The sequence below is a fragment of the Catellatospora sichuanensis genome (assembly GCF_007483665.1).
Lineage (GTDB): Bacteria > Actinomycetota > Actinomycetes > Mycobacteriales > Micromonosporaceae > Catellatospora > Catellatospora sichuanensis.
Genome location: NZ_ML660185.1, coordinates 266487 through 280533 on the forward strand (window position 1 = coordinate 266487; position 14047 = coordinate 280533).

Annotated in this window: 9 protein-coding genes; 6 read left to right on the plus strand and 3 right to left on the minus strand. The window is 73.4% G+C overall.

Going from position 1 to position 14047, the window contains the following annotated elements; all coding sequences use genetic code 11:
• Positions 1–128 precede the first annotated feature (128 nt).
• The 4 genes from FLL47_RS05150 to FLL47_RS05165 are packed head-to-tail and all read left to right on the plus strand — an operon-like array spanning position 129 to position 8198.
• On the plus strand, positions 129–1433 hold the full coding sequence (locus tag FLL47_RS05150) for an SGNH/GDSL hydrolase family protein (RefSeq protein WP_246157543.1): 1305 nt from the start codon (positions 129–131) through the stop codon (positions 1431–1433).
• 4 nt (positions 1434–1437) lie between these two features.
• Positions 1438–4638 carry an AMP-binding protein gene (locus FLL47_RS05155; RefSeq protein ID WP_144119248.1) on the plus strand — a complete coding sequence of 1067 codons (3201 nt, stop codon included), beginning with the start codon at positions 1438–1440 and terminating at the stop codon, positions 4636–4638.
• On the plus strand, positions 4635–7658 hold the full coding sequence (locus tag FLL47_RS05160; protein WP_144119249.1) for a non-ribosomal peptide synthetase: 3024 nt from the start codon (positions 4635–4637) through the stop codon (positions 7656–7658). The genes FLL47_RS05155 and FLL47_RS05160 overlap by 4 nt, the downstream gene beginning before the upstream one ends.
• A 60-nt stretch (positions 7659–7718) precedes the next feature.
• The gene (locus tag FLL47_RS05165) at positions 7719–8198 is read left to right on the plus strand and encodes a P-loop nucleotide/nucleoside kinase family protein (protein ID WP_186315565.1); all 480 of its coding nucleotides are present in this window, start codon (positions 7719–7721) and stop codon (positions 8196–8198) included.
• 144 nt (positions 8199–8342) lie between these two features.
• On the opposite strand, the gene FLL47_RS05170 is transcribed toward FLL47_RS05165, so the two are convergent.
• The 3 genes from FLL47_RS05170 to FLL47_RS05180 form a co-directional block, all read right to left on the minus strand.
• Complete coding sequence (locus FLL47_RS05170) at positions 8343–9089, minus strand: hypothetical protein (RefSeq protein ID WP_144119251.1); 747 nt, start codon at positions 9087–9089, stop codon at positions 8343–8345.
• Positions 9090–9228: 139 nt separating this feature from the next.
• Complete coding sequence (locus FLL47_RS05175) at positions 9229–9981, minus strand: nucleotidyltransferase domain-containing protein (protein ID WP_144119252.1); 753 nt, start codon at positions 9979–9981, stop codon at positions 9229–9231.
• A gap of 72 nt (positions 9982–10053) precedes the next feature.
• Positions 10054–10701, minus strand: coding sequence for a hypothetical protein (locus FLL47_RS05180; RefSeq protein WP_144119253.1), 648 nt, complete (start codon positions 10699–10701; stop codon positions 10054–10056).
• Positions 10702–10968: 267 nt separating this feature from the next.
• On the opposite strand from FLL47_RS05180, the gene FLL47_RS05185 reads away from it, so the two are divergent.
• Together FLL47_RS05185 and FLL47_RS05190 are read left to right on the plus strand one after the other, a co-directional pair.
• Positions 10969–12351 carry a serine hydrolase domain-containing protein gene (locus tag FLL47_RS05185; protein ID WP_144119254.1) on the plus strand — a complete coding sequence of 461 codons (1383 nt, stop codon included), beginning with the start codon at positions 10969–10971 and terminating at the stop codon, positions 12349–12351.
• A gap of 108 nt (positions 12352–12459) precedes the next feature.
• A complete protein-coding gene (locus FLL47_RS05190) occupies positions 12460–14043 on the plus strand; it encodes an ABC transporter substrate-binding protein (RefSeq protein WP_144119255.1) in 1584 nt (527 codons plus the stop codon).
• The last annotated feature ends 4 nt before the right edge of the window (positions 14044–14047 follow it).

Sequence of the window (14047 nt, forward strand, 5' to 3'; positions counted from 1 at the left end):
AATCAACCGAACCGCCAGCCGTGATCGCAGTTATGTACCTAAGAAACTTAACTATTTATTGGCATCGTGGTCGCGTCGGCGGGGAAAGCCCGCCACATCCCCCTCGGGAATCGATGGAGGTTCCACTAGTGATCACAGTTTCGACGGCACGCGGCGACTCGCCCGGCACGCGTCGGCGCGCCGGGACGAGCCGGGTGCCGAGGCGTGTCACCGCCGGCCTCGCGGCCCTCGGCCTGCTCGCGACCACCTTGGTCGCCGCGGCCGGCCCGGCCTCCGGCGGTCTGCCCGCGCGCTGGGTGGGGACCTGGGGGACCGCACTCACCGCGCCGAGCCTGGCCAACACCGGCAGCTCGCTCAACGGCTTCACCGACCAGTCGATCCGCCAGCTGGTGCGGGTCTCCCTCGGCGGGGAGAAGGTCCGGCTGCGGATCACCAACGCGTACGGCACCGGCCCGCTGACCATCGGCCACGCCAGCGTCGGCCTGCCGGTCTCGCCCGGCTCGCCGCAGCTGCAGCCCGGCAGCATCCGTGAGATCACCTTCAACGGCAGCGAGACCGCCGTCGTCTACAAGGGAGCGGAGCTGCTGACCGACCCGATCGACCTGCCGGTGTCGGCGACCGCGGAACTCGCGGTGACCCTCTACCTGCCGACCGCGACCGGGGCCACCTCCTGGCACTGGACCGCCCGCCAGACCTCCTACGTCTACGCCGGCGACAAGGCCGAGGACCTGACCGGCGCCGGGCAGACCGCCGCCTACAACCACTTCTACTACCTGGCCGGGATCGAGGTGCTCACCAAGACCGGCGCGGGCACGGTGGTCGTGCTCGGCGACTCCATCAGCGACGGGTCGGGCTCCACGCTCGGCGCGAACACCCGCTGGCCCGACTACCTCGCCACCCGGGTCACCGGCACCTGGCCGGCGCTGGGCGACCCCGGCGTGCTCAACGTGAGCCTCGCCGGCAACCAGGTCACCAAGGACGGCCTGGCCATCAACTCCCCGGCCCTGGGTGACAGCGCCCTGGCCCGCCTGGACGACGACGTGTTCAGCCAGCCCGGTGTACGCACCGTCATCGTCGAACTCGGCATCAACGACGTCCACCTGTCCGGCTTCCCGGCCGACCAGATCATCGGCGGGCTGCGCCAGCTGGCGATCCAGGCCAAGGACCGCGGGGTGCGCGTCGTGGCGGCCACGCTCGGCCCGTTCGAGGGCTACTCGACGTGGACCGCGGACAAGGAGGCCGTACGCCAGGCGGTCAACACCTGGCTGCGGGGCAGCAACGAGTTCGACGCGCTGCTCGACTTCGACCAGATCCTGCGGGACCCGGCCGCGCCGAGCAAGGTGCTGCCCGCGTACGACAGCGGCGACCACATCCACCCGAACGACGCAGGCGCGCAGGCCCTCGCCGCGGCCGTGCCGCTCTGGCTGCTGTGACCCGATGACGCCCCGCACCCTCCCCGAGCTGCTGGCCGCCCTCGCGGCGGCGCGACCGCAACACGTCGCGCTACGCCTGGCCGGCGGGGAGGGCGCGGGGCCCACCGATCTGACCGCGGCGGCGTGGCACCGCCGCGCCGTGGCCGTCGGGCACGGCCTGCTGGGCAAGGGCGTCGCGCCCGGCGACCGGGTGGGTCTGGTGTTCGACGGCACGGACTGGCTCGACTACGCGGTCGCGTACGCGGCGGTCACCGGGATCGGCGCGGTCGCCGTGCCGTTGTCGGCGGCGTCGCCCGAGGCCCGGCTGCGGGAGCTGCTCGACCACGCCGGGGCGCGCTGCGTCGTCGGCGCGCGCGGCTGGTCGCCGTCCGAGCTGGACAACGGCGACCCGTCGCCGCAGCCGGTCGCCGTCCTGCCCGGACAGACCGCGCAGATCGTCTACACGTCCGGCACCACCGGCACGCCCAAGGGTGTGGCGGCGAGCCATGCCAGCCTCACCCACGGCCTCGACCCGGCGCGGCCGCCGCTGGCGCACTCGCGGCACGCGCTGCACGCGTTCCCGCTCGGCACCAACGCCGCGCAGACGATGCTGGTAACCGCGCTGATCGCGCGCCCCACCGTGGTCACCGTCCCGGCCTTCGACCCCTGGGCGTACGCCCGCACCGCGCAGATCCTGCGCGCCGGCACCCTGTTCCTGGTGCCCGCGATGGCGAGCGCGCTGCTGGAGGCGGGCGTGTTCGAGCAGTGCGACCTCGACGCGGTGCAGCTGGTGTCGTGCACCGCTGCGGCCCTGCCGCCCGCCGTGGCCAGGGCGCTGGCAGCGGTGCTGCCGGAGGCCGTGATCGTCAACAACTACACGTCGACCGAGGCCGCGCCCGCGCATACCAGCATGGTCTTCGATCCTGACCGGCCCGGCTCGGTCGGCCGTGCGGAGGGCGGGGCCGAGCTGCGCATCCTCACCGCCGACGGAACCGTCGCCGGACCGGGGGAGACCGGAGAGGTCTGGCTGCGCGCGGGGGACGCGGTGCGGGCGTACCACGGCGACCCCGAAACGAGCGCGGCCGTGTTCCGCGACGGCTGGGTGCGCATGGGCGACCTCGGCTACCGCGACGCCGACGGCTACCTCTTCCTGGTCGACCGCGAGTCCGATCTGGTCAACGCGGGTGCGCACCGGGTCTCCACGCTGCGGGTCGAGGCGGCGCTGCACGAGCACCCGGCCGTGCTCGGCGCGGCCGTGCTCGGCCTGCCGCACCCGGTGCTGGGTGCGACGGTCGCCGCCGCCGTCGAGCTGCGCGACCCGTCCGCGCTGGCCGGGTTGCGTGCCTTCCTCACCGACCGGCTCGCGGCTTACGAACTGCCGACCCGGATCGTCGCCGTGGCAGCCCTTCCCCGCAACGACGGCGGCAAGGTGCGCAAGTCCGCGCTGCGGGAGCTGTTCGCGCAGGCCCCGGCCCGCGTGATGCCCCGCACCGCGGCTGAGATCGCGCTGGCCGGGCTGTGGCGCGAGGTGCTGCGGGTGCCGGAGGTCGGTGTCGGCGACGACTTCTTCGCCCTCGGCGGCGACTCGATGCGCGCCACTCGCCTGGCCGCTCTCGTCACCGCCTGCTTCGGCAGGGAGGCGCCGGTCTCCCTGATCTTCGAGATGCCGCTGCTCGCCGCCCAGGCCGAATGGCTCTCGGCAGAGCCGGTCGCCGCGGGCGACGATCGCGGTTTCGGGTCGGAAGGTGAGGCCGGACCGCAGGTTCCGCCACGAGACGGCGATCACGGCGGACCGGTCAGGCTTGGTGGGCTGGGCGATGACCGCGGTTTCGGGTCGGAAAGTGAGGCTGGAGCGCAGGTTTCGCCACGAGACGGCGATCATCGCGGGCCGGGCCAGGGCGGCGGGCAGGGTGAGCGCCGGGAGGATGGGGCGGCGGGCCGGGAGATGCCGTTGGCGTCTACTCAGGAGAGCATGTTGGCCTGGATGTGGGCGACGGGGGAGCCGCGCGACGTCGGGCCGATCAGCGTCGGCATCAGGGTGCGGGATGAGCTCGATCCGCAACTGCTGCACCGGGCGCTGACCGTGGTGGCGGACCGGCACGAGGCGCTGCGCACCGTGTTCGACCGGGATCCGGCCGGGCGGCACCGGGCCCGGGTGCTCGACCACTGCCCGCCGGTGGTGACCGCCCTCGCGGCCCGCGACCTCGACCATGCCGGGCAACTGTGCCGCGCCGACCGGGAAGGCGGCTTCGACACGGCCCGCGGGCCGCTGGTGCGGGCGATGGTCGCCACCGTCGGCCCCGACGACCACGTGCTCGGGCTGGCCGTGCACCACCTGGTCTGCGACGGCGCGTCGATGGGACCGCTGCTGCACGAGGTAGGCGTCGCGTACGCGGCGCTGCGCCGCGGCACCCCGCTGCCCGCCGCCGCACCGGGCACGCCGCTGCGCGACTTCGTCACGTACACCCGGCAGCGCTGGCAGGTCACCCTGCCGCACTGGCGGCGGGTGCTCGACGGCGCGCCCGCTCACCTGGCGCCGTTCCGCGGTCGCCGGGAGGCGGTCCGGCTGCGCAGCGCCGCGCTCGAGTTCCCGCTGCCCGGCACGCTCGGAGACGGGTTGCGCCGGGCCGCCGCGGCCCAGGGCGCGACCCCGTTCATGCTGATCGCGTCGTGCTGGGCGGCAGCGCTGTCGGAACGCACCGGCACCGACGACATCGTGCTGATGTCCCCGGTGCCCGGCCGCACCCGGCCCGGCAGCGAGGCGCTGATCGGCTGCCTGAGCCAGTCGCTGCTGCTGCGCGTGGACACCTCCGGCGGCCCGTCCGCCGCCGAACTGCTGGCCCGGACCCGGCGCACCGTCCTGGACGCGCTGGACCACCAGCACCATCCGTTCGTCGAGTGCTACCTGCGGCACACCGGCGCGGCCTGGCTGCGGGTGGAGACCTGGGGCGGCCAGGCACACCTGCCGGGACTGGAGTCGGAGCCGTTCGAGCTGCCCCGGGCACTCGACGCGGACTGGCCCACGCCCGGGGGCCTGCCCGACCTTCAGGCACCCGAGCTCGCCGTCGTCGAGCATCCGAACGGTTCGCTGGTCGCGCACCTGCTCTGGAACCACCACGCCTTCGACCGGTCCGAGATGGACGTCTTCGCCGGGCGGGTCGTCGAACTGTTCGAGCACGCGGCGCGCGAGCTCGCCCCCGTACCACCGCAGGAGGTTTTGCGATGAGCACCGCCACCCCGGCCCAGCACGGCATGTGGCTGACCGAGCGCCTCGGCCTGGCCGCCACGGCGTACCACATGCCGCTGCCGGTATGGCTGGACGGCCCGCTCGACCCGGCCCGGCTGGCGGACGCGTGCGCGGCGGCCGTTGCCCGGCATCCGGTACTGTCGTGCGCGTTCACCGAGACCGACGGGGAGCTGCTGCTGACACCGGCGGCCTGCACGCCGTCGCTGGTCGTGGGCACGGCCCCAGGCGATCTGGCGGTGTTCGTCCGGGAGCGCACGGTCGCGCCGTTCGATCTGGCCGCGGGACCGCTGATCCGGTTCGACCTGGTGGCGGCCGGGCCGGAGCGGCACCTGCTGCTGATCGTCGCGCACCACCTGGTGTTCGACGGCGAGTCCAAGGAGATCCTGCTCGCCGACCTCGCGGCGGCCTACTCCGCATCGGACGGTGCGCAGCCGACGGCGGCAGAGGTCGGCTCGAATGCGCTCGTCGCCGGGGCGACACCGCCACCGACCGCGGAGAACCCCGCGCCGAGCCGGAGCGAGGAGTCCGCCCGCGTTGCCGCGCTGCTGCCGGAGGCTGTCGCGCACTGGGCGGGGGCGTATCGCGCTCCGGGTGAGCCCAGCCTGCCGGGGCTGCGGGCGATCACCCCGGCCGGGGCGCGGCCGGGTGTGGTGGTGTCGCTGGATCTGGCTGCCGTGCCGGTCCGGGCGGCCGCGGCGGAAATGGATGCGACGACGTTCGAGGTGGTGCTCGCGGGGCTGCTCACGCTGCTCGACCGGTATGGCGACCCGCACCCCACGGTCGGCGTCGACCTCGGCACCCGCCCGTCCGACGCGCACGACCGTGTCGGGCTGTACGTCAACGAGCTGCCCGTCGGCGTGCCCGCGACCGACCCGGTCGACCCGGTCACCGTGCGGGAACGCGTCGCGGCGGTGCGGCGCGGGCTGCGGGAGACGTACCCGCTGCGCGCCGTACCCCTGTCCCGGGCCGTGTCCGGCCTGGCCCCGCGAGCCGCGCTCACCCCGGTGTCGATCAGCTACCGCCGCCGGGTCCGGCCCACGCCGGTGTTCGCCGGTCTCGACGTCCGGGTCCAGTGGACGGCGTACCACCACGCCGCCCGCAACGCCCTGCACGTCCAGCTGCTCGACGACCCCGCCGGGCCGACCCTGCCGGTCCTGCTGCACGTCGACCCGGCCCGCCTGGACCCCGCCGGCGCCGCCCGGATCGGCACGCACCTGCGTACGCTGCTCGACGGCTTCGTCCGCCACCCGGACGCGCACCTGCGCGACCTCGACATACTCGATCCGTCCGAACACGAGCTGCTCGCCGCCTGGAACGCCACCGGAAGGTCCGTTCCCGGCCCGCAGACGCTGCACGAGGTCGTCGATGCGCAGATCGCCGCGCGCCCCGACGCCATCGCGGTGTTCGCCGCCGACAGCGCGATGACCTACGCCCAGCTCGACGCCGAGGCCGCCGCGGTGACGGCACGGCTGCGTGAGCGTGGCATCGGCCCCGGCGATCTCGTCGCGGTGTGCCTGCCCCGGACCTCGCGGCTGCTGCCCGCGCTGCTCGGCGTGCTGCGCACCGGTGCGGCATACCTGCCGCTGGATCCGGAACACCCCGAAGCCCGACGCGACGGCCTGCTCGCCGACGCGCGCCCGGCCGCGGTGCTGACGGCCGACGGCGATGGGGTGACCGTGCTGGGCGAGGCCGAGGCCGGGGCGGTCGCCGGCCCAGCCGCGCCAATGCGCGAACCCGGGCTCTGCTACGTGATCTACACGTCCGGTTCGACCGGTCGGCCCAAGGGCGTGGCCGTGGAGCACCGCGGGGTGGTCAACCTGTTGCACGCGCTGCCCGAGGTGGTGCCGACCGGGCCGGGTGACGTGTGGCTGGCCGTGGCGTCGGCGGCGTTCGACATGTCGGTGCCGGAGCTGTGGCTGCCCCTGGCCACCGGCGGCACGGTCGTGCTGGCCACCGCCGAGCAGGCGCGCGACGGCGAGCTGCTGCTGAAACTGCTGCGCCTGACCGGGGTCACCCACGCCCACCTGACCCCGTCGACGTGGCGGCGGCTGGTCGACGCCGGTTTCGCCGAGCGCGGGGTGGTCGCGGTGTGCGGGGCGGAGGCGCTGCCCGGCCCACTCGCCGCCGAGCTGCGCTCGCGTACGAAGCGGCTGGTCAACCTGTACGGCCCGACCGAGACGACGGTGTGGTCGACGGCCGCGGACCTCACCGCGGACGGCCCGGTGACCATCGGCCGCCCGCTGGCCAACACGACGGCGTACGTGCTGGACGCGGCGCTGCGCCCAGTGCCGCACGGCGTCGTGGGGGAGCTGTGCCTGGGCGGGGCCGGGGTCGCCCGCGGTTACCTGGGCCGCCCCGAGCTGACCGCAGCGCGCTTCGTGGACACGGCCTGGGGGCGGCTCTACCGCACCGGTGACCGGGTGTGCCGGCTGCCCGACGGGTCGCTGGAGTTCCACGGGCGGGCCGACGACCAGCTGAAGGTGCGCGGCCACCGGATCGAGCCGGGGGAGGTGGAGGCGCACCTGCGGGCGGCGGAGTCGGTCGTGGACGCGGCGGTGACCGCGTCGGCGGACGGTGCGGCGCTGGTGGCGTACGTCGTCGGCACGCCCGATCCGGCCCGCTTGCGCGAGCAACTGGCGGCGGCGCTGCCCGCATACCTGGTGCCGTCGGCGTTCATGCTGGTGGAGCAGCTGCCGCGCAACGCCAACGGCAAGCTCGACCGGGCCGCGCTGGCCGGGCTGGCGGGTACGCCGCTGGTGCCGCGGGCGTCGCCGCGGCCCTACACAGGGCTGGCGCTGCAGGTGTACGAGATCTGGCGCGAAGTGCTCGGGCACGGGGAGATCGGACCCGACGACGACCTGTTCGACCTCGGGGGGCACTCGCTCACGGTTACGAAGATCGCGGCCCGGTTGCGCCGTCGGCTCGGCGTCGACCTGCCACTGCACGTCTTCTTCGACACCCCCACCATCAACGGCATCGTCGCCGCCGCGGACCGGTGACTGCAGTTGGCCACATGATCGCGAATTTCGATGACGCCGCCCGTTCGCTATCGTCTGGTGGTGCCTGTGCTCTTCTTGACGTGTGGTCTGCAGGGAAGTGGCAAGACAACGCTCGCGAGGCGGCTGGAGCAGGAGCATGCCGCGTTGCGGCTCACTGCGGATGAGTGGCTCCGTCAGCTGCATCCGGAACTGTCCGAGCCGGAGCTCGATTTTCACCGGGACTCTGTAGAACACCTGCAGTGGGCGACTGCCTTGCGCGTCTTGCAGCTGGGCTGCAATGTCGTGCTGGATTGGGGTTTGTGGGCGAGGGAGGAGCGTGATCGCTACCGCTCGGAGGCCCAGGCGATCGGAGCGCGTGTGGTGCTGTGCCTGCTGGAACCATCCCGACAGGAGATACTCGATCGGTTGGAGCGCCGTAACGCTTCGCCGCCGCCGGGCGTGTTTCGGATTACGAGGGAAGAGCACGATCAGGCGTGGGACTTCTTCCAACGCGAGCGTCCGACGCGTGCTGAGCTCGATCTGTTCGACCCCGTGCCGTGACTCGACCGCGGCGACCTAGGTTTGACTCAGTCGCTGCCCCATGGCAGGCGGCGGCAGCAGCGGCCATCAGCGGCTGAGGTCGGCCGCCCAGCGTCGTAACCTCCACCGTCAACGGCTTCGTCGCCGCCGGGGACCGGTGACGGCTCAGGTGCAGTAGGTGCCGTCCCACGGTGGCGAGAACATGATGTCCATCGGGTAGAAGCCGACCCGGGGCATGCCGTGCTCCGCCGTCTGGTCGACCAGCTCCCAGGTGACGTCACCCTCCTGCACCGAGAACGTGCGAATGGCGATGTCGCCGTACGCGGTGTTGGGTAGGCCGGCGATCAGCTGCTCCCGCAGCTCGTGCGCGTCGTCCAGTACGTCGTTGTGGATCCGGGAGCTCACGTACGTCCCGGTGTGGTCGAACAGGAACAGCGCCACACCGATGGCGCCGGGCGCGTTGTGGCGGGTGCCGGTGATCAGCGCGAGGAACTGGCCGTCGGCGTACCGGCCGAGCCGGTCGGTGCGCATCGAGTCCGGGTGGTACTCGATCCGGATCAGTGCGGGCGGCGTGTCCGGCTCCGGCGGCGGCGCAGCCGACCGCCAGTCGCACGCGCCACGCCAGCCGCCACGGCCGAGGTTCCATGCCAGCATCGCCTCGAACGCGGCGTCGAACGCGACCGGGTGGGCCAGCTCGGCCGGGGTGTCCTGCCCCTCCTGGGCGAGCAGCCGGTAGCCGTCCGGCAGTCGCCACGCCTGGATGAAGTCGTCGTCGTTCCCGTCGCGCACCAGCGCCACCGAGCCGCTGCCCGGCAGGTCGCTGAGCTGGTCGAGCAGCACCCACAACAGCCCGCCCGAGGGTTGCTCGTGCGTGCCGTCGCGGTGGTAGAGGGTGATGCGCGGACTGCTCAACAGGGTCCTTCCGATAGTCGTGGCCGTCGCAGGATAGGCGCGCGGGACGGGGCGCGTGAGCCCGCCGCGTCGCGGCGACGGGCCTGGGGTCCGGTATCAGCGCGCCGCGTCGTCGCGGCGACAGATCTCGGGTTCCGGCTCAGCGCGCCGCGTCGTCGAGGCGGTGCAGGACGTACCGGAGGAAGGCCCGCGCCGCGGTGGCGTCGGGGGCGAGGCCGGTCCGGCCCCGGCCGTGACCGGCGACGGCCGTGGTGATGAGCGGGCCGAACTCGGGCACGGCGGCGGCTGCCGCACGGCCGGCCTCCGGTTTGGAGACCCATCGGCGAGTGGTGCGCCAGTGCAGCGCACGGCAGGCGTTGAGCACGGCGTCGTCGCGCACCTCGGGGCCGTCGTTCGCGGCGACCGACGCGGCGACGACGGGCTGCAGCAGCGGGTGCGGCAGTCGCGGGGCGAGCGTGGCGAACGGCGGCCCGGTCAGCGTACGGTCCTGCTGGGCGGTGATGTCGCGGTCGATGGGATACCAGAAACCGGGCCGCCCCTGTGGCCCGAACTCGGCCAGCGGGGTCAGCTCGCGGCCGGTGTTGAGGTTGAGGGCGAAGCCGTCCTGGGTGGTCAGTTCGGCCAGTTCGGCCCGGTCGTAGAGCACGAACTCCAGCCCGGCCGCCGGGCAGGGCAGCGCCTCGTGGCTCAGCGCGGCGGCCACGGCGGTCACGTCGGCGGCGGTGAGGCGCTCGCCGACGGCGATCAGGTCGAGGTCGCTACGGCCGGGCCGGTAGCCGTCGAGGGCGACGGACCCGGTGGGGTACACCCCGGTGAGCCGCTCGCCGAGCAGCTCACGCAACCGGCCGGTGACCGCGTGCAGGTAGGTCGTCTCGGCGTCGGGCAGGGTCATCACCTCACGATCGCACGTCGGGCCCGGCGGGTCCCGTCCCCGCGCTGATGGACGGGACCCGCCGGTTCGCGATCACGGCGTGTAGGGCGCATCCGTGTGGAACTGCTCCTTGAGGATGCTGCCGTCGGTGGCGTACACGGCGGTGCGCCGGACGCTGACCACGGCAGAGCCGGCGTCGGCGGGGCGGGTCAGGTAGACCAGGGTGAGTTTCTTGTCGGCGATGCTGACCGACTCGATGGGGTCCCGGTCGTTCAGCACGAAGTGCACCACGCACTGCGCCCGGTCGGGGGCCTTGGTGCAGAGCATGACACCCCAGTACCGGCCGGTGGTGTCGACGACGCTGCTCATGATCGTGCCGACGGTGACGGTGCCGATCTCGCCACCGAGGTCGCCGGACGCGCACGGCTTCTGCACCGCCAGGGTCAGGCCGTCCTCGCCGGAGAACATGCCCTCGGTCAGCGGCGCGCCGTCCTTGCCGAACGCGTAGTACGGGTCGATCAGACCACGCACCATCGCCTCCTTCACCTCGGCGCAGGTGGGCACGGGGGTGGCCGGCTTCGCGGGGCTGGGCGAGGCCGCCTCCGGTGACGGGGTCAGCACGGTGACCGCGCTGGGCGCGGCCGACGGCGGCTCGCCGCCGGACTTGCAGGCGGCCGCTGTCCCGGCGAGGGCGAGGATCGGGATCATCAGCAGGGCGGCACGGCGAGGGTGGAGCGGCATGGGGTGGTCCTTCTGCGGCAGTGGGATACGGCGTGGGCCACTGCACGATAGGGGCGGCCAAGCGGCACCGGCGACGCGTCGTCGCCAGAACGACAGCAGCAGGCCGCGCCGCGGCCGCCCGCGGATCGATGGGAAGGGCACCTTCTACATCGCAAAGCGATAAGAAGGTGCCCTTCCTTCGGCTCGTCGGGGGGAACAGTGGGGGAGGCGGGCGTTCGTCGTCGCGGACGAACGCCGGAGACCGGGGCCGACCCTATGGTGTGGCCCATGTCGAAGCTGAGCGAGATCCATGACTGGCTCCAGGTGCGCCTGCCCGAGCTGCTCGCCGAGCACCGGGTGCCCGGCGCGGCTGTCGCGGTGTACGCCGGGGGCGAGGTCGTCGACCATGCGGCCGGTGTGCTGAACACGGCGACCGGCGTGACGGCGACGCCCGACTCCCTGTTCCAGATCGGCTCGATCACCAAGGTGTGGACGGCCACCCTGCTCATGCAGCTGGCCGACGAGGGCGCGCTCGACCTCGACGCACCGGTGCGCCGGTATCTGCCGGAGTTCGCGCTGGCCGACGAGGCGGCCGCGGCCGCGGTCACGGTGCGGCAGCTGCTGTGCCACACCGCCGGGTTCGAGGGCGACATCTTCACCGACACCGGCCCGGGCGACGACTGCGTCGAGAAGTACGTCGCCACGCTGGGCGGCACCGCGCAGCTGTTCCCGCCCGGTGAGCTGTTCTCCTACAACAACGCCGGGTACTGCGTGCTCGGGCGGATCGTCGAGGTGCTGCGCGGCAAATCGTACGACGCCTGCCTGCGCGAGTTCCTGTTCGCGCCGCTCGGGCTGAGTCACGCCGCGACCGGCCCGTACGAGGCGATCCTGCACCGTGCCGCGGTCGGCCACCTGCAGCCCGACCCGGACGCGGACCCGGTTCCCGCGCCGATCTGGGCGCTGGTCCGCTCCAATGTGCCGGCCGGGGCGATGCTCGCCATGCGGCCGCGCGACCTGCTGTCCTTCGTCCGCATGCACCTCGACGGCGGCCGCGCCGCCGACGGCACCGCGGTGCTGAGCCCGGCGTCGGCCGCGGCCATGCGGGAGCGCCAGGTGACGGTGCCCGTGTCGGGGCTGATGGGTGACGCCTGGGGGCTGGGCTGGGAGCTGTTCGACTGGCCGGGCGGCGAGGTCTTCGGCCACGACGGCGGCACGATCGGGCAGTCCGCGTTCCTGCGCGTCGCGCCGGAACAGGGCGTGGCGATCGCGCTGAACGTCAACGGCGGCAATCCGTTCGCGCTGTACACCGAGCTGTTCCCGCGGCTGCTGCGCGAGCTGGCCGGGATCGAGATGCCCGCGCTGCCGGTGCCGCCCAACGATCCGCAGCCGGTCGATGCGGCCCGCTATCTGGGTACGTACACCTCCGAGGTGGGCGAGCTGGTGGTGACGCAGGACGGCGACGGCCGGCTCTGGCTGGAGCAGACGCCCCGCGGCATTCTCGCCGACCTCGGCGGCAAGTCCGAGCGCAGCGAGCTGGTGCACCTGCACGGCGACGTCTTCCTGCCCGTCGAGCCGACCCACGGCGTGCACCTGCCGCAGGCCTTCGTCGGCGACGACGGCGGCCGGGCCCGTTACGTCCACAGCGGACGCGCCACCCGGCGCACGGCCTGACCCTTCGGTCCGGCATACGGAGCCGGCCTGGGCCGGTCGTCCGGCACGAACCACAGCCGCCGCCGCTGCGGGCAGGCTGCGCCCCACAACCCTGCTACTGGAGGCACGATGAGATCGATAACGACGGTCACGGCGGCGGGCGCGCTGACCCTGGCGCTCGCCGCCTGCGGCGGCGGTGGGCAGCCCGCGAGCGGCGGGTCCTATGCCGACGGCAAGACTTTCACCCTGGTGCTGGCATCCGACCCGGGCACCCTCGACCCGCACTTCACCTCGCTGTCCACCGCCCTGCAGGCGGGCCGGTTCCTGTACGACTCGCTGCTCAACGTCGACGAGAAGGGCAGCCTGGTCGCGGGCCTCGCCGAGAAGTGGGACGCGACCACCACGTCCGCGACGTTCACCCTGCGCAAGGGTGTCACCTGCGGCGACGGCAGCCCGCTGACCGCCACCGACATCGCCGCGAACATCACCTTCGTCGGCGACCCGAAGAACGCGTCCACCCGTATCGGCGTCTACGTGCCGCCGGGCGCGACCGCTGCCGGAGACGACGCGGCCGGCACGGTCACGGTGACCTCGCCCGCGCCCGACCCGTTCCTGGACCGCAACGTCGGCGGGCTGCCGATCGTCTGCAAGAAGGGCATGGCCGCGCGCGACCAGCTCAAGCAGGGCTCCGACGGCACCGGCATGTTCACCCTCACCGAGGCCGTGGCCGGCGACCACTACACGCTGACCCGGCGCAAGGAGTACGCGTGGGGTCCCGGCGACTGGAAGAAGGACCAGGCGGGCCTGCCCGACAAGGTCGTGCTGCGGGTGGTCGCCAACGGGACCACCGCCGCGAACCTGCTGCTGTCCGGCGAGGTGAACGCGGCCGTCATGGTCGGCCCGGACCAGCAGCGCCTGCGGGCGTCGAAGCTGCACGAGCGGGTCGTCGCCGCGCCGCTCGGCGAGCTGTGGTTCAACCAGAAGAAGGGCATGGCGGGTGCGGACGAGGGTGTCCGGCGCGCGCTCACCCAGGCGCTCGACCTCGACCAGCTCGGCCAGGTCGTCACCAGCGGCACCGGGCGGCGCTCGGCGGGACTGGTCTCGCCGGGTGGCCCCTGCCCGCCGGGCAAGGCAGCGTCGCTGCTGCCCGCCAAGGACGCGACCGCGGCGAAGGCCGCCCTGGACGCCGCAGGCTGGACGGCGGGTGCCGACGGGGTGCGCGCCAAGAACGGGCAGAAGCTCGCCCTGCTGCTCTACTTCCCGACCAGCGTCGGCCAGGGCACCCAGGCCGCGGCGGAGCTGATGCAGAAGGAGTGGACGGCGCTCGGCGCAGAGGTCACCGTCAAGGGGCTCAGCGACGCCGAGGTCGGGCAGCTGGTGGTCGGCGGGCAGGGCGCGTGGCAGGCGGCGATCCTGCCGCTCGGGGTGAACGTGCCGACCCAGCTGGTGCCGTTCCTGTCCGGCGCGACGCCGCCCAACGGCGTCAACCTGGCCTCGATCGACAACGCCGACTACACGGCGAACGTGCAGGCGGCGTCGGCGATCGCGGGCAGCGGTGGCTGCGACAAGTGGCAGGCCGCCGAGGAGGCGCTGTTCAAGCGGCTCGACGTGGTGCCGTTCGTGGACTCGACGGTGCCGGTCTTCGGCAAGGGCGCCGAGTTCGAGCTGAGCCAGGGCAGCGTCACCCCCGGCTCGATCCGCATGCTCGCCTGACCGC